At 36.4% G+C, this 16,962-nt stretch carries 14 protein-coding genes; 7 read left to right on the plus strand and 7 right to left on the minus strand.

Going from position 1 to position 16,962, the window contains the following annotated elements; all coding sequences use genetic code 11:
- Positions 1–7 precede the first annotated feature (7 nt).
- Genes ACOMC3_RS07500 through ACOMC3_RS07515 form a run of 4 tightly spaced genes read left to right on the plus strand, consistent with a single transcriptional unit; the run spans position 8 to position 4,241 of the window.
- Positions 8–2,614 carry a nitrate- and nitrite sensing domain-containing protein gene (locus ACOMC3_RS07500; RefSeq protein ID WP_420318917.1) on the plus strand — a complete coding sequence of 869 codons (2,607 nt, stop codon included), beginning with the start codon at positions 8–10 and terminating at the stop codon, positions 2,612–2,614.
- Positions 2,611–2,985, plus strand: a complete 375-nt coding sequence (locus ACOMC3_RS07505; protein WP_420318918.1) for a response regulator — start codon at positions 2,611–2,613, stop codon at positions 2,983–2,985. The genes ACOMC3_RS07500 and ACOMC3_RS07505 overlap by 4 nt, the downstream gene beginning before the upstream one ends.
- Complete coding sequence (locus tag ACOMC3_RS07510) at positions 2,975–3,442, plus strand: chemotaxis protein CheX (protein WP_420318919.1); 468 nt, start codon at positions 2,975–2,977, stop codon at positions 3,440–3,442. The genes ACOMC3_RS07505 and ACOMC3_RS07510 overlap by 11 nt, the downstream gene beginning before the upstream one ends.
- A 4-nt stretch (positions 3,443–3,446) precedes the next feature.
- Positions 3,447–4,241: a SpoIIE family protein phosphatase gene (locus ACOMC3_RS07515; RefSeq protein ID WP_420318920.1), complete on the plus strand. Its 795-nt coding sequence runs from the start codon at positions 3,447–3,449 to the stop codon at positions 4,239–4,241.
- Here ACOMC3_RS07515 and ACOMC3_RS07520 read toward each other — a convergent pair.
- Positions 4,238–5,845 carry an ABC-F family ATP-binding cassette domain-containing protein gene (locus ACOMC3_RS07520; RefSeq protein ID WP_420318921.1) on the minus strand — a complete coding sequence of 536 codons (1,608 nt, stop codon included), beginning with the start codon at positions 5,843–5,845 and terminating at the stop codon, positions 4,238–4,240. The genes ACOMC3_RS07515 and ACOMC3_RS07520 overlap by 4 nt on opposite strands.
- Before the next feature lie 245 nt (positions 5,846–6,090).
- On the opposite strand from ACOMC3_RS07520, the gene ACOMC3_RS07525 reads away from it, so the two are divergent.
- Positions 6,091–9,510 (plus strand): ATP-binding protein, encoded by a 3,420-nt coding sequence (locus ACOMC3_RS07525; RefSeq protein ID WP_420318922.1) that lies wholly within the window; start codon positions 6,091–6,093, stop codon positions 9,508–9,510.
- Here the strand turns inward: ACOMC3_RS07525 and ACOMC3_RS07530 are convergent, their stop codons facing one another.
- The 3 genes from ACOMC3_RS07530 to ACOMC3_RS07540 form a co-directional block, all read right to left on the minus strand.
- Positions 9,511–9,909, minus strand: coding sequence for a DUF1987 domain-containing protein (locus ACOMC3_RS07530; RefSeq protein ID WP_420318923.1), 399 nt, complete (start codon positions 9,907–9,909; stop codon positions 9,511–9,513).
- 148 nt (positions 9,910–10,057) lie between these two features.
- Entirely contained in the window at positions 10,058–10,492 is a 435-nt protein-coding gene (locus tag ACOMC3_RS07535; protein ID WP_420318924.1) for a PAS domain-containing protein, read from the minus strand.
- 86 nt (positions 10,493–10,578) lie between these two features.
- A complete protein-coding gene (locus ACOMC3_RS07540) occupies positions 10,579–11,094 on the minus strand; it encodes a hypothetical protein (RefSeq protein WP_420318925.1) in 516 nt (171 codons plus the stop codon).
- Positions 11,095–11,235: 141 nt separating this feature from the next.
- Between ACOMC3_RS07540 and ACOMC3_RS07545 the strand changes: the two genes are divergently transcribed.
- Together ACOMC3_RS07545 and ACOMC3_RS07550 are read left to right on the plus strand one after the other, a co-directional pair.
- On the plus strand, positions 11,236–12,210 hold the full coding sequence (locus tag ACOMC3_RS07545) for a phosphotransferase (protein WP_420318926.1): 975 nt from the start codon (positions 11,236–11,238) through the stop codon (positions 12,208–12,210).
- A gap of 20 nt (positions 12,211–12,230) precedes the next feature.
- Entirely contained in the window at positions 12,231–13,085 is an 855-nt protein-coding gene (locus tag ACOMC3_RS07550; protein WP_420318927.1) for an inositol monophosphatase family protein, read from the plus strand.
- A gap of 135 nt (positions 13,086–13,220) precedes the next feature.
- Here ACOMC3_RS07550 and ACOMC3_RS07555 read toward each other — a convergent pair whose 3' ends face one another.
- The 3 genes from ACOMC3_RS07555 to ACOMC3_RS07565 form a co-directional block, all read right to left on the minus strand.
- Entirely contained in the window at positions 13,221–14,498 is a 1,278-nt protein-coding gene (locus tag ACOMC3_RS07555) for a cation:proton antiporter (RefSeq protein WP_420318928.1), read from the minus strand.
- A gap of 104 nt (positions 14,499–14,602) precedes the next feature.
- Complete coding sequence (locus ACOMC3_RS07560) at positions 14,603–15,232, minus strand: response regulator (RefSeq protein ID WP_420318929.1); 630 nt, start codon at positions 15,230–15,232, stop codon at positions 14,603–14,605.
- Positions 15,233–16,945, minus strand: a complete 1,713-nt coding sequence (locus ACOMC3_RS07565; protein WP_420318930.1) for an ATP-binding protein — start codon at positions 16,943–16,945, stop codon at positions 15,233–15,235.
- Between the last annotated feature and the right edge of the window lie 17 nt (positions 16,946–16,962).

The following is a 16,962-nucleotide window of genomic DNA, read 5'->3' on the forward strand; positions in this document are numbered from 1 at the left end:
ACTTTACATGATAAAGAGATTAACCAATTTACCTATTCGTCAGAAGTTTGCGGTAATTATTATACCGCTTATAGTAATAATTCTGGCCTTTGATTATTTACAAGTTAGATACCACTACCTTGACTATTCAGATAGTGTTCGGCTTAATAAAGCCATTACCGTCGGAGTAGAAATAAATCATGTAGTTCACGAGATACAGAAAGAAAGGAGTATCTCTTCTGGTTTTCTTGCCAATGATGGAGAAAACTTTGGAATAAAGCTTAATAAGCAAAGAGACAAAACAGATAGCACGCTACAGCAATACTATCAAGAGCTGAGTAGTGGTGAATTAGAGGAACTCATGGAGTTGCATCGAACTGATCTTGACCAACTAAACTCTTTCTTTGATAAGCTCACGGCACTAAGGAAAAACATTGATCAGCATAATATCAGTTCAGAAGAATCAATTGATCGATTTTCTGAGATTAACAACATGGCATTAAATACCGTGATTAAGTTAATTGATGAAACTCGTGACAAGGAAATTGCTCAACAAATACATGCCATTATATATTTCCTAAAGTCCAAAGAGTATGCAAGTATCGAACGTGCGATCGGAACACAGGCATTTTCTCATAATCATATAGGGTTTGACTTATACAATAGGTTTACAACATTGGTTTCAAGGCAGGAATCATACCTTGATGCATACATCATTATTGCAAATGATGAGTCTGTTGCTTATTACGATCAGATAGTGGCTGGTGATGAAGTGAATGAAGTAAACCGAATGCGCCAGGTGGTTTTTAAGAATGATACACTTTCTGAAGATCCAAATCAATGGTATGAAGCAAGCACCGCTAAAATTAATTTGCTAAAACGTGTGGAGGATTATATGTCTGATAATATCCAGAAGCGGACAGAGGTAATAGCAAGTAAATCCGTACGTAATTTTTGGACGTTCCTCATTTTGGATGTCACAATAGGTGTGATTGCCCTCTGGTTAATGACTACCATAGTTACAAACCTTCTAAAAAACGTAAGTATTCTTGAAGGATATACGCGAAGGATATCAGCAGGAGACATGTCTAAAAAGGTAGTAATACCTACCCATGACGAACTTGGGCAATACGCCAAGACCTTCAATAAAATGGTCTACGAAATTAAGAAATCTCATTTCGAACTTCGTAAGCAGCGGGATAAAGCAAAATTTCTTTATAAGAATATTTATGGGGTATCCATGGTTGTATTCCAGAATATTGAACAAGGTATATTCCTCCTGGATAAAGATTTTAAGATTTCGAAATTTCATTCAAAAGCAATGAATGAAATCTTCAATAATGACAGAATTGCTGGTGAAAATTTCACAAACTTCATGCGGCCACTTATTCTTCCACGAGAATTGGAAGCCTTGGAGATGTTTATGCGTCACCTTTTTAATGAAGATATGGATGAGGAAGTTGTCAATCAGCTAAATCCCATTGATCAAGTAAAAATTCACACGGAACAGAATGGTATTGTGGCAACTAAATACATACGGGTGGAGTTTACCCGAATTTTCCGTAAGAATAAGATTCAAAATATCATGGTAACTGTTTCCGATGAAACAGAATCAGTACTACTACAGCAGCACTTAAGTGAAGCTGAGAAGAAGAAACAGCAAGAAACAGAAAGAGTGCTTAGCATTCTTAAAATTGATCCATCCATTCTTAGAGGATTTTTACACAACTCTCGTAAAATGCTCAAGAGCATCTCTGAGAGATATGAAAAGAATGAAAATGATGATTACACCGAATTATTGAGCTTTACATTTGATATCATTCACAATCTAAAAGGGAATGCGGTAGTAATTGGAATGGAACTGATGGCCAATAAGTTTCATGAGATTGAAGATGCCATAACAGCACTTCAGTCCAAAGATGTAAGAGGGAAAGATTTCTTGGCGATTTTATATGAAGTAGATGAAGCAGATCGGATGATAGCAGAGATCTCTGAAATGCTTTATAAGATTATCAATATCTATAAGAAGTTTCCAACTGAAGGTGACTCTGTTTCCAATATAATGGTAATTGATTCACTTGAGAGAGGTGCTGAGTTAATAGCGAAAGAGCTGGGTAAGTCGGTTAATTTGACTTTTGACAATTTAGAAAATGTTGTCTTACCTGAGGCCTACATTAACCCATTCAAGGATATGATGATACAGCTGATTAGAAACTCTGTTGTTCATGGCATTGAGGCGCCAAGTGTCCGAATGAATGATGGAAAAGAGCTGATGGGAGAATTATTAATTGAGCTATCCAAGCAAGACAATGAATTATTCATAAGATATCATGATGACGGAAGAGGGCTTGATCTTGAACAAATTAAAATCAAAGCAGTGGAGCATGGAATTGCTACCGAATCTGAGCTCAATGATATGGAGGATTTTGAAATTAGAAATTTGATTTTCCATGAAGGATTTTCAACAGCTGAAGGTTCAGATGCGCATGCGGGAAGAGGCCAGGGGATGCATTTGGTGAAATCGATCATCGATGAAAATAAAGGAGCTTTTGAGATTAACTCTACTCCAGGCAAATCATTTGAGATGATCATTAAGTTTCCAATCCTAAATCAAGATAAAGAAGTAGAGGAATGAAGAAGAAATTACTAATAGTTGATGATTCTTCAGTGATGAGAAGGACCATAGAGAAAAACCTTGAAAACTATGATTTAGAGATTATAGGACAAGCTGCAAATGGGGTAGAAGCTGTCCAAATGGTAATGGATAAGAAGCCAGACGTTGTAACTTTAGATATCACCATGCCTGAAATGGATGGTATAGCTTGTCTGGAAGAGATCATGAAGATTAATCCTGAAACGAAGGTTATGATTATAACCGCTCTTGCAGATAAATTAACTGGTTTAATAGCTTTAGATCGGGGTGCGCGTGGATTTATGTATAAACCGGTAAATGCTGATGATTTATCAAAGGCATTTGATAAACTATTAAGAAAGGATGGAGAGTAGGAAAGAAGAATTTGAAGCTACCTGTAACCTGTTTATCAATTCGGTAAGCAACTATTTTAAGCATCTTACTGAGATAGATTCTGATATGAAGGTACCTTACCTGAAAGAATCTGAAGGTCTTGTATTAAAAGATTTTACTGGAATGATTGGAATTTCTGGTAGTCGGCAAGGTTTTGTTTATATCTCTGCAAATCGCGAAATGTTTGCTGATCTTATAAATATGTTTATTGGAATAGAAGATCCTAGTGAAGAGGATATTTTAGACATGGCAGGTGAGATTTCTAATGTAGTAGCGGGTAATGTCAGGGCAAATCTTGGTGCCAATTTTATGATTTCAGTGCCTACCGTATTTGAAGGTATGCCTGAGGAACTACACATTCCAGAAAACGTTTCAATGTATGTTATTCCAATTAAATGGAATAACCATGAAGCGTTTGTCGTATTAGGTTTAGATTGATGAAATGATAAATTCAGGTAAAAATGATAAAGAATCTAGTTGGATCATAAATATTGATCAAATAGAGGATAGTACCCGAAGAAATTATTTTTCAGTTTTACCAGAGGAAAAAAGGTTGATGGAACACTTTTCAGAGGCCTTTGTCATTAATAAACCAAAAGGTCGTGTCGGAGGAGATGGTTTTTGGCTCCATAATAATGCGGACGATGTTTATTTAGCACTTTTTACTTGTGTAGGAGAAGGTCATTTGGCAAGCATGATGATCCGTATTTATATGAATGCACTCAAGAAAATGGTTGATGGATATTCCATTGATTTCACTGGGTCCATTCTTCAATTCTTGCACCGAGAGGTAATTGCCCGGTTTAAAGACAAAAACAACATTTTGCTAAACACGAATGCCAATGTTGGAATTGTAAAACTCAATAAGAAAACTAAAGAGATGGAGTTTGCAGGTGCTAATATGGACCTGTTGCAGGTGAGCAGGCAAGGCATAAAAGTCATTGAAGGCGAAAAAAATCAGGTTGGAGAGATTACTGGAGAGCATCGAATAAACTATACATCGATTTCACTTGACAATACGCAAGAATCAAATTTCTACCTATGTAGTTCCGGGGTTTATAATCTTATGGGTCCTGAAATTAAAAAGCTAAGTATTAATCAATTTGGTGATTTCCTTCGTAAACAACGCAAAGAGTTTTTACAGGATCAAAAAGAATTGATCATGCAATATTTGACTAGCTGGACTGGAGCTAATCAGCAAAATGATGATGTTATGGTAATTGGTTTTAAACCCTAAGCCTTCGTTTCAACCAATTTCTTTTTCTCCAGAAACTCATCATAAGTATTCAAGGTATCAGTGTATCCATCAGGTCTTAATTCCAACACCCTGTTAGCAACAGTTTGTGTGAAAGTGTGGTCATGTGATGTAAATAATATGGTTCCTGGAAAATCCTTTAATGAGTTGTTTAGTGCCGTGATCGATTCAAGGTCCAAATGGTTCGTTGGCTCATCCAAAATGAGCAAATTAGCGCCTTGAAGCATCATTCTTGATAGCATACACCTCACCTTTTCACCCCCGGAGAGTACACTGCATTTTTTGAGAGTTTCTTGTCCTGAGAAAAGCATTTTGCCTAAAAATCCTCTAATATAAACCTCATCCTTTTCTTCCTCTTTTGAATATTGTCTGAGCCAGTCGATCAGGTTGTCGTCACTCTGGAAGTATTGTGAATTGTCATTTGGCAAGTAGGCATGAGTGATTGTCTGTCCGAATTTGAAAGAACCGGAAGTAGCATGTTTTTCACCCATTAAGATTTGAAAGAAAGTGGTGACAGCCAAACTGTCATCACTTATCACAGCAATTTTATCTCCCTTATTCACAAAAAGGTCCAATGATTTGAACAAAGGCTCTCCATCAATTTCCATTGTCAGACCTTTTGTCTCCAAAATTTGATCGCCAGCAGGTCTGTTTTGATTAAAAATTATTGCAGGATATTTCCTGTTTGAAGGCTGTATATCTTCAACATTGATTTTTTCCAAAAGCTTCTTTCTACTTGTGGCCTGTTTAGATTTAGCAGCATTGGCACTAAATCTTGCAATAAACTCCTGAAGCTCCTTTTTCTTTTCTTCTGCTTTTTTATTGGCTGATGACCTTTGGCTGAGAGCCAGCTGGCTAGATTCATACCAAAAAGTGTAATTCCCTGTATAAAGCTTGATTTGACCAAAATCAATATCGGCTATATGCGTACACACGGTATCAAGAAAGTGCCGATCGTGAGACACTACAATCAGCGTGTTATTGAATTCAAGTAAATGATCTTCAAGCCATGAGATAGTTTGAATATCAAGATCATTGGTTGGCTCATCCAGTATGAGAATATCCGGGTTTCCAAAAAGTGCCTGAGCTAATAGTACCCGTACCTTTTCAGATCCATTTAATTCTTTTAACAATTTGTAATGATCAGATTCTGAAATACCAAGCCCGCTGAGTAGAGCTGCAGCATCAGATTCTGCATTCCAACCATCCATATCAGCAAATTTTGCTTCAAGCTCCGAAGCTCTGTTTCCATCTTCTTCATTGAAGTCTGGCTTTGCATAGATGGCATCCTTCTCCTTCATGATATCCCATAGCTCCTTATATCCTATCATTACAGTATCTAAAACAGGAGTATCATCATATTCATGATGATTTTGTTTCAATACAGCCATCCTTTTGCCGGGCTCTATTTTTACAGACCCGGAATTAGCATTGATTTCACCAGACAAAATTTTAAGAAATGTTGATTTACCAGCTCCGTTCGCACCAATTACACCGTAGCAATTACCTGGGGTGAAATTGATATTTACTTCATCAAAGAGTACTCTTTTGCCGTATTGTAGGGAAATATTTTCAGTAGATATCATCTCATGATCTAATTAAGCCGCGAAGTTAGATATAATATACACCATTGTAAAGGGGTACATGGTTAATTGAATCATTTAGAAATATGTATTAACTTAATCTTTCTATTTCTAAGAAGATCTGGCCTATATCGCTATATCTTTTTGCTCTGTCGAATGACAAAGTGAAAGATTGACCAAAAACGGTATTTTACATCTTAATCCATCAGCTAGGGAATTTGAGTACTCACCAGTTACTGATCAAAAGGATGGATAAGAGAAAGAGGAGCAAAGCAATTAGTGAACTCAAATTAGATAAGCTATTTCTTAGCATATTAATTGCATTCATTGTTGGTGTATTATCTGTATTGTTAACTATTGGATATTCCAATAGAAAGGCAGAGGATCTTGCATTTTTAAATACACAACTTTACCATTTACTTGAGATTTGTGAAAAGCAACGGACATTAAGTCAATATCTTACGAAGAATGCTTTGCTTTTAGAAGATCAGGAGAGAGATCAAGAATTAGCCGTCAAAAGGCTTGATTCAGCATTATTACTTTTTAATGATAATCATAGTTATTTATCGCATCTGAATGAAAGATTAAATGCCAGGCATGATTTAGATGTCTTTTCTGCTGATAGTTTATTCAATGAAATCACACCAATTCTAGCCGCATTAGTGAGAAGTAGTTATGGAATTCAAGAGGCAGAAAACATTGAAAACTTCAAAGCCAAAATTCTTCTACACGAAAAATCCTTTCTTCCATTGATGACCACTTTACGTGGGGAATATCAAGAGAAGATAAAATCGGTCAACGAGCGGCTAGAAGCTACTGTGATTGATCAGTATTGGATGTTGGGACTGTCTGTGATAGTTGCTGCCTCATTGGTCTTTCTCTTCACCTCACAGGTCGTTCGAGATAGAATTAAAAAGAATAGAAAATCATTTGAAGCTCAGTTTAGGGAGAAGGATAGATATGAAAGATTAATTAACTCTACACACGAGATTATTTATGAGCTGGATGCTGATGGAAAGTACAAATATGTAAATCCTGCATTCACTAAACTTACGGGCTATTCTCTAGAATCTGCAAACCAACGTGCCTGGATTGATCATATTCCAAAAAGTAATCGCAAGGAGGTCCTGGAACTGTATACACAATTGATAAAAAATAGGGAGACCTCTTGCTACAAGGAATTTCCAATTACTATCTCTTCAGGAGAAGAGCGATGGATAGCTCAAAGTACTGATTTCAAATATGATGATGAAGGAAATCTTTCAAGAATATATAACATTGTCAGGGATATCACTGATGAATACTTTTCATCAATAAAGCAAAATCAATACAAAGAAGGTTTAAGATTATTAAACGAATTAAACTCAAAATCAAATCTCACCATTCAGGAAAGGCTTGAGGATGGACTCAAATTATGCTGTGATTATTTATGCCTTGAAGTAGGAATCATTAGTAAAATTTGGATGGATGAATATCAGGTGATTGCCTACTATCCAGGTGATTGCGGATTGTCCATTAATCAAAAGTTTAAGTTGGGTGATACTTACTGTGATATTACACTCAATCAAAAAGGAAAAGTTTTGGGCATTGATGAAATGAGCAGATCCAACCATAAAGGACATCCTTGTTTTGAAAAATTTCAGCTTGAAACTTATATTGGTTCAGCTTATAGAATAGATGGGAAAGTGACTGGGACAGTGAACTTTACTAGTTCAAAAAAGAGACCAGAACCTTTTACTGACTATGAAATTGATTTCATATCTCTTGTAGCTAAATGGGTAGGTTCTTTAATGGAACTTCAAGAAAATCAAACCAAACTTATTGAGGAACAAAACTTATTAAAAACATTTGTAGCCAGTGCACCAGCTGCAATGGCGATGTTTGATAAACACATGACTTATATCTCAGCCAGTGAGAAATGGTTAAAAGATCAAAACATTGAAGGGAATGTTATTGGCAAATCACATTACAAAGTATTCCCTGAAATTCCTCAAAAATGGAAACGTCTGCATAAGCGTGCATTGGAAGGCGAGGTAATAAAACCTGGTATTGAAAAATTTGAAAGAGCAGATGGTAGCGTCCAATGGCTTAAAGGGGAAATACATCCCTGGTATACAAGCAAAGAGAAAGTTGGAGGGATCATTATCTTCATAAATGATTTGACAGAAATAAAGAGACAGGAGGTTGAACTTCGTAAAGCCAAAGAAGAAGCAGAGGCAGCAGGCAAAATTAAAGCGCAGTTTCTTTCAACAATGAGTCATGAGATTAGAACACCTTTAAATGCAATTATTGGAACGACCAATTTGTTAGAAATGGAACATCCGGAGTTGGCAGAAAGCAGCCGGCTGAAAATGCTCAAGTTTGGAAGTAACAACCTTCTGACGTTGATTAATGACATTCTCGATTTCCAGAAAATTGAATCAGGCAATTTAGATATAGTTGAGACAGAGGTAAATCTTCATGAGCTATGCGACAACATCATTGAAACATGGAAGACAGTTCCAAGTGCAAATAAAGTGGATTTATCGTTGGCTTTTTCTCAAAAGCTCGGTGATTATTACACGTGTGATGAGATAAGGCTCGTTCAAGTACTGAATAATTTACTCAGTAATGCACTCAAATTTACATATGAGGGACGGGTAGAATTAATGGTATCACCAACAAAAGGTGGTTCGATTCATTTCGAAGTAAAAGATACTGGTATTGGTATTCCAGCGGATAAGGTTGCGACAATATTTGAAAGCTTTAAACAAATTAATAACCAGGAATCATTACGAAAAGGGGGTACCGGCTTAGGACTATCGATTTCAAAAAAACTAGTGGAAATGATGGGAGGAGAGCTCAGTGTAAAATCTCAGCTGAATAAGGGTACAACTTTTTTCTTTGATCTTCCATTGCAAGCCTTGAAAGATTACATCCCTGTTTCTGAAAAGGCGATACCGGATGAAGCCAACTTATCAATTAACGTACTGCTAGTAGAGGATAACCTTGCCAACCAGGAGATTGCTAAAAGCTTTCTTTCTCGATGGGGAGCAAAAGTAGCTGTGGCTAACAATGGTGAAGAAGCCGTTGAAATGATCCAATCAAAAGGATATGATTTGATGCTAATAGATGTAAGAATGCCGGTAATGAATGGCTATGAGGCTACAAATGCTATACGCAACATGCAAGATGAATACTTTCATAAACTTCCTATTATCGCTCTTACAGCTAGTACATTAACAGAATCTCGTGCGAAAATGCAAGAATGTGGAATGAATGAAATTGTTTCCAAACCATTTGATCCCTCAGATCTTTTTGAAAAAGTCAATCGCCTTTGTAACAAGGCAATAACAATTGATCAAAAGGGTGACAAGTATGAAAAATTGCAGTTTAAATTCCTAAGCGAAATTCTTGGAGACGATGAGGAGAAAATAAAGGAAATAGCTAATATGACAGTGCTGTCTATTGAAGAGGATGTTAAAGGGAGTCTTGAGGCTAGCCAACTACAAGATCGTGATAAAGCACATGATCACCTTCATAAAATAAAGTCACATTTGGCACACCTTGATCTTCAAGAGATTTCCTCAAGGGTTCCTAATTATAAGGATGCACATTTTTGGAAGGATCTACCAAGCTATCTGGAAGAAGTAAAAGGAAATATAGATCGAGTAAAAGAGATTTTGTAGTTAAGCGCTCTTCTCGTATTTATCTTTTGGATGATATTCAATGAACTTAAACGGAATGTCAAGGAGATCGCTATAGTCTTCACCGGCTTCCAACATGTCTTCATCGTCCTCATCATAATACCAGCGGACAATGACCTCTTTACCTTTCATCTCTAAGGCTTTAACCTCTTTCATGAGATCATAAATACATTTGGAAGAACTGGTATTGAAGTACTCCATTTTAATACGGATATCAACTTTAGGTGTGGCCATCTTATTTGCCAATGCATCCCTGATGGGCTCGTAGAATTGAATTGAATTTTCAGGACTTGATCTACCATACATTTTGAAAATTCCTCTATTGGGATCTAACAAAACTGCTGGGGTATTTCTTGTTGGTTGTATTTTGATTGGCTCCATTGATATCTTATTCCATGTTAAAAAGAATAAAAAAGTTTGTTAGTTCCATAGAATTTTAGGTGAGAGGTATAAATTGCTCGATTAGATTCTCGCCGACTTTGATTTATCCAATTTCTTCTAGTATAAAGCGTATAAAATTGAATTTGTTTTATTTATCCATTTGATCAGTGATATTTTTATACGTACAGAAGACATGCTTAATTGTCATGTCAGCATTCATGATTGGATGAGTATTAACTTCCAACCATACCTTATCGTTGAGAAGCGGTCTTGAGACTCCCATGATTACTCCCAACTTAGGTTTATAGTTTGTTATTACATCAATAATCGGAAAATCATACGTTTCAAATTTACTCCCATCTTTATGAGTCACCTTCCAATATGGATCCATCGCTGAATTACCCATAAATTGTTCCAGAGATAGACCTAATAGCGTGTAGGCAGCTTTATTGCATGAAATAGGAGTTGCGTTAGCATTATATACTCCTACACCTATTTCAAGGTCATCCACCAAGGAATGAAAAGCATCAACACCTTTGTCATATGCAGCTTGCAAATTATCTATGTCTAAGTGCGAATCCATTAAGCGAGAGATCTTATTAAAGATAAATAAAGGTCAACTCAATTAACAGGTTAACCTGCAGGTATATTTAAATCAAGGAGTAAAATTCAGTCCAACTTTAGATGATGTATGTGCTCATCGATCAGGTCAATTCTTTTAGTAATATGACTTATATATTTGGATAGCTCCTTTTCAATTTTTTCAATTTCCTTATAGTATTTAGAATCATCGCTGGCATCATAGTCTTGTCCTAGAGCAATGAATTTCTCGCATTCTTCTTGTAAAAATGTCTTAAAATTAGGGGTAGTGTAGTTTGTTTCTACTGTCAATATTTCCTTTAAAGTTGCATGAGCCTCTTTGTCTTTTTTATTTTCATACTTCTCTGACACAATCGTATAAAGCACCGTATCATAATGATGTATCTTATCAAGAAGTCCAATGGTATTTTCTCTATATTGCTCTGATGTGCAGTAATATTTTATTCCTGAATATTTACTAAGTGCAACTGCTTGTTTATCCCATTTCTTAGTAAGGTTATCAACTATTTTAACAATGTCTTCATCTTGAGCATAACAATGCATGGTTAGGATTGAAACTAAGAATAGAGTTAGTAGTTTTTTCATTACTTGGGTGCAGTTGGTTATTTTTCAATTTAAAAATATTGTATCGAAAACTATATATCTAGTGTGCGATTTCGATGAATAATTTTCATCAAACAAGTATATACCTTCATTTATGGTCTACTTAAATCAGCTTTGTCTTTAATGGAAGAAAAACTTGCAGATATTGTTTGTGAAAAAATGAATGCCTCATTTATAACAAAAATTGAGACTATTCAAACCTTGTGGAGCGGATATGGCGAAATAAAAAGATGCCATTTAGAAGAAGGGCAGAGTTCGAGTGTGATCATTAAACATATACAATTTCCTGGTCATTCAAATCACCCTAAAGGCTGGAATACTTCATTATCACATCAACGGAAACTAAAATCATACGAGGTAGAAAGGATCTGGTATAATGAGTACATAAGCATTTCTGATAATCACTGTAAAATACCTCACTGTCACTATGCTGCTAGCATTGACGGGGGAGTACTAATAATTTTGGAGGACCTAAACGCAAGTGGTTTTGTTTTAAGAATAACCCCAGATTCGATCACTTTAAACCACGCAAAATCTTGCCTCAGTTGGCTTGCTAATTTTCACGCGAGATTCTTAGGAATAGAGCCAAATGGACTTTGGGAAACGGGAACCTATTGGCATTTAAAAACAAGACCTGATGAATTAAGCCGTATGCAGAATATCCCTTTGAAAAATGTGGCCGATAGCATTGATGACAAACTCAATACTGCATCATATCAGACCATTGTTCATGGAGATGCCAAGTTGGCCAACTTTTGTTTTAGTAAAAATGAGCGTGTTGCAGCTGTTGATTTTCAATATGTAGGAAAAGGATGTGGGATGAAAGATGTTGCATATTTTATAAGCAGCTGTTTTAAAGAAGATCAGTGTGAGAAATATGAAGTGGAATTGCTTAATCATTATTTTTCTGTTCTTGAGAGAGGATTGGATGACTCTGTTAATTTCAGATTACTTAAAGAGGAGTGGTACGATCTCTATAAGTACGCATGGGCTGACTTCTACCGTTTTCTAGATGGCTGGAGTCCTAATCATTGGAAAATGCATGATTATAGTTTGAAATTGACTAATCAAGTAATCCAAGAAATGAAGACGCAATGATGCTTGGAGTGAATGAACTAATGAAATTATGTAAACTCGCCACTGTTGCAGCAGAAGAGGCCGGGAATTACATTCAGTCTCAATTTGATACTCATGTTATCATGAGCAACAAGGAGGGGGGTGATACCCTTGCTTCACAAGTGGTAACGGAGGTGGATATAAAGGCTCAAGAAATTATCCTCTCCCATTTGGAAGCATCCATTGATCAGTTTGATTTGGGTTTGTTAACTGAAGAATCTTTAGATAATCAATCGAGGCTACATAAGGAATATTTTTGGTGCATTGATCCCATGGATGGAACGCTTCCTTACGCGGAAGGTAAAACTGGTTACTCAGTATCCATTGCTTTGGTTTCTAAGTCTGGTGATCCTTTCATCGGTATCGTCTGTATTCCGGATGAGAAAACATGCTATTCAGCAATTAAAGGAATGGGCGTAAAAATCAACGGTCAGCCATTTTTGAGGGATACCATTCATGGTTCGATTTCTGTATATATGGATCGTAGCTTCACTCAGGAATCATATTTTAAACAGGTGATTGATCATCTCTCCAGTTATGCTAATCGTATAAATAGCGATTTGGTTTATCATGACACCTTTGGAGGGGTAAGAAATGCGATCTCTGTAATGAATGCAGGAACTGGCTGCTATTTCAAGTTTCCTAAACAAAATAGGGGGTGTGGAAGCATCTGGGATTATGCAGCCACACGATTATTTTTTGAAGAACTTGGATTAAACGTCTCGACTGCCGATGGGGAGATACTCTCTCTTAATAATACCAAATCAACATTTATGAATGAAAGTGGAATAATTTATGCAACCGATAAATCACTGGTTGACACAATCAAAGAAATAAGGTCAGAGGTTTCTCAATAGGCATTAAGCGGAATAATAACTAGGGTTTTCAATCCGCACCAGTGAAAATTTTTTGAAAATTCAATCAACTTAGTAAAACAGAAACCCCATCATAATGATGGGGCCACTTACTCACTCAACTACTATAAAACCGCTTTATGTAGAGGACAACTTACTGTTTCTTGAGTTATTTGATTCGTATCGCTTCATTAAAGTAGCTGTACTTAGTCCTTGGTATAGAATTGAACATACAACCACTACGTAGGTTAGTGTTACAATAATTTCTTTTCCGTCAAATCCGTTAGAAAGTGATAGTGTGAATGCAACAGGAAGACCACCTCTAATAGCACCCCATGATAGTACGGAGATCGTTCCCTGATCAAATTTCCAGTTTTTTGACATCAATTTTATTGGAATAAAAACACTCAACCACCGTGCAAAAATCACAATCACCACAGCGAAAAAGCCAAGGGCAAAATAATCAAGTCGTAGAGGGATCACTAACATTTCAAATCCAATAAGAACAAATAGCATAGCTGCTAAAGTCTCCTCAATTAAAATCCAAAATTTATAGACATATTCTCCTACTGCACTTTCTCCTGATTCACTTCTACCGTAGTTGCCAATGATGAGGCCTGTGAGTACAGCGACCATCATAGAAGAAACCGATAATGAATCTCCCAAATATGACCCCATCATTACAAGAGCCAAGGTGATAAGTACTTCTGCTTCTACTACATGATTATCAACCAATTTCAACAACTTGAAGCCAAGCCATCCAAAAAGTACCCCCACCACAAGTCCTCCGATTATATCTCGAAGGAAAATCAGTGTTATATCCCAGGTGTTGAGAACCCCTTGGAAAACTGTTTCTTGCTGAACATTCACAAGTGTATAGGCAAGAACAATAGCAATACCTCCATTGAGAAGTGACTCACCAGAAATCTTTGTCTCCAATTTCTTAGAAATATCATACTGTCTGATCGTTTTGGTAATCGCGATGGGATCAGTAGAAGAAATCAAGGCTCCAAAAACAAGGCAACTAATAAAGCTTATTTCGATACCCGTTATATCAAGCAGCAAATACATCAAACTTCCTATTGCAAACGTTGAAATCAAAACACCAAAAAAGGATAGCATTAAAACGGGGATCAACTGATTGCCCAGTTTTCGAAAATCAATTTTTAAAGCCGTTGCAAAGAGCATCACGCTTAAAACAAAACGATACATTACATCAGTAAAATCATATTGTTTCACGTGCTGTGCTAAGTGGTATTCAGGAAAGGCAAAGCTAAAAGCTAGTACACCCAAGGAAAGAATTAAGGCCATCACCATCAGCCCAATAGAAGATGGAAGTTTCAGGAAAAAAGTGTTGATAAAAATGAAAAGCCCTGAGCAAAATATCAGAAGGCTTATGATGTCAAATATCTGCATGAGTATACGTGTTGATTGTCGGATACTAAATTAGACTTAACTTAACTTCATCGAGGTGGCAATTTTTCTGTAAAAATCATTCAGTATAAATACGTAGAGTGGAATTAAATTAACTGCAGATGTGCCGCTTTTTTAATTAATTCAGCCGTGTTTTGAACATTGAGTTTCTTCATCATATTCACCCTGTGGGTTTCGACTGTACGAGTACTGACAAATAACTCTTCGGCAATTTCTTTAGTAGTTTTTCCATTGGAAACCAATTGCAAAACTTCTGTTTCACGGTCGGATAATTTTTTATGAGACTCACCTTCGATGGCCATATTTCCAATCATGAGGTTTGATATCTCTTTATTGAAGTACTTATGACCGAGTGAAACTTGTTTAATTGCCTTGAGCAACTCGATTTCATCAGCATTTTTTATTAAGTAGCCATAAGCACCATTCCTAACAGCTTTTACTACATATTGACCTTCAGCATGCATGGTCAAGACGATAAACTTTACGGATGGAAATTTTTCACGAGCACTTTCAATAGCCTCAAGACCATCTCTTCCAGGCATTGATATATCCATTAACACGATATCAATTTTTGTTTTACCCAAAAGCTCAAAAAGTTCATCAACTGATGAGGCGTTTCCAACTACTTCCAGATCTTCATTTCTTGAAAGTAAAGAAATCATACCTTCTCTAAATAACTTGTGATCATCAACTACGGCTAGCTTTACTGTACTCATTTATATAGGGATTTCTATTTCAATTGTGGTTCCACTATCATCACTGGAGAATTGGATGTTACCAGAAGAAAGCTTTACACGCTCCTTCATATTTCTTATTCCATTGCCACCTCTTAAATTATTCAAATCAAAACCTTGTCCATTGTCAGAAATAAATAAATCGATATGGTCTTCAAAGCAAGTTAGAGAGAGTTTAATTTCAGTTGCTTTAGCGTGTCTTAAAGCGTTGTTCACCGCTTCTTGTATGATGCGATAAATGGAAATTTGAATTTGGTCATCCAGGTTGATAGTAGGCGAAATGTCATGTTTATAGCGAATTTCAACTGGAGAGCTGTTATTGATCTCATCAACCATGTTGGTAATTGCCTCGCCTACACCAAAATCTTTAAGAACACTTGGCATGAGGTTATTAGACATGTTTCTAACTTCCTGAATTGTATAATCAAGCTTTTCTAGTAATTGGGACTTTAGAGATTTATCAAGTGACGTTGATTGAATGTCAAGTCTTAGTGTTGTCAAGAGTGGTCCTAGTCCATCATGTAATTCTTTAGCTAAACGAGATCTTTCATTTTCCTCTCCACTAATGATGGACTGTTGATTTTCTTTCTGGTGCATCAGCTCATTCTCCTGGTACTGTTTCAATCTTTCTTTCATTTCCACCAGAGAAGCGCCCAGTTTATCGTGCGGGCCAAGTGGCTTGAAGTCAGCAGTGAAATTTCCTGATCCGATTTCATCAGCAAATTTTATGGTGTTACCAAGTGCTTGAATAAGATTATTCAATGCCTTAAACATGAGACCAATTTCATCTTTTCTGTTTTTATCCGGGAATTCACTTTCCTGAATCCCTTCTGCCATTCGAATCAGTTTTTCTTCCATATTGATGATTGGGCTTACAATCATACTTGAGATGTAATAGGATACAATGAGAATAAAAGCTATAATAACCGCAAGAATTATTAATAGATTTTCTCTTAGCTGAATGATAGGTGCCATGGCCTCATCATAATTGATTTCGCTTAGCATTACCCAGGTTAAGCCATTAAAGGTTATTCTATCATAGGAGCTATAAACATGAATCCCTCGATAATCTAAAAAACTATCTTCACCTGCCTTACCAGCTAATGCACTTCTTACACCTTTAGTATTTACTATCGTTTCATTTCCTTGTGGCAGTTTAAATCTTGATTTTGATTTCAAGCGATAATCATCACCGACCAAGTAGGACTCACCCGTTTCACCAAGCCCCGTACGTTCCAGAAGTATTTCTTGGATTTCGGGTATCTGAGCAATAGCTACATAATAAGTATTATCCCTTTTTTTTACTAATCCAATTGTGATTTCATCCGTTGTGTGCTGATTTGTTAAGTCTATTAAATAACTAGTCTCAGTCCATTCCGCAAAGGGAGGGATTTGGTAATGTTTAATCTTAGTTGGTTTTACTTTTGAAACCGAAAATTCGAAAATTCCTACCGGCTTCTCTCCATTCAGATCTTCTGCCCTGAGAGAATCAAAAAGAGAAATCCGCTCTGTAATCTCAGCTTTGATTTTTACTTGTTTGAGTTGCTTTACTGAAGACAGTTGCAATAAGACTCGTTCCTTTAATGCCTGATCAAACTGGTAGTAAAAGAGAGTAGCCAGAAAAGTTGTGACAACCATTGCCAGGCCTATCATTATTAACGCCAGCTTGTTGCCGATTTTATTAAGACCTCTCATTTCGTAAAGATATCTTT

This window comes from Ekhidna sp. (assembly GCF_965212185.1).
Lineage (GTDB): Bacteria > Bacteroidota > Bacteroidia > Cytophagales > Cyclobacteriaceae > Ekhidna.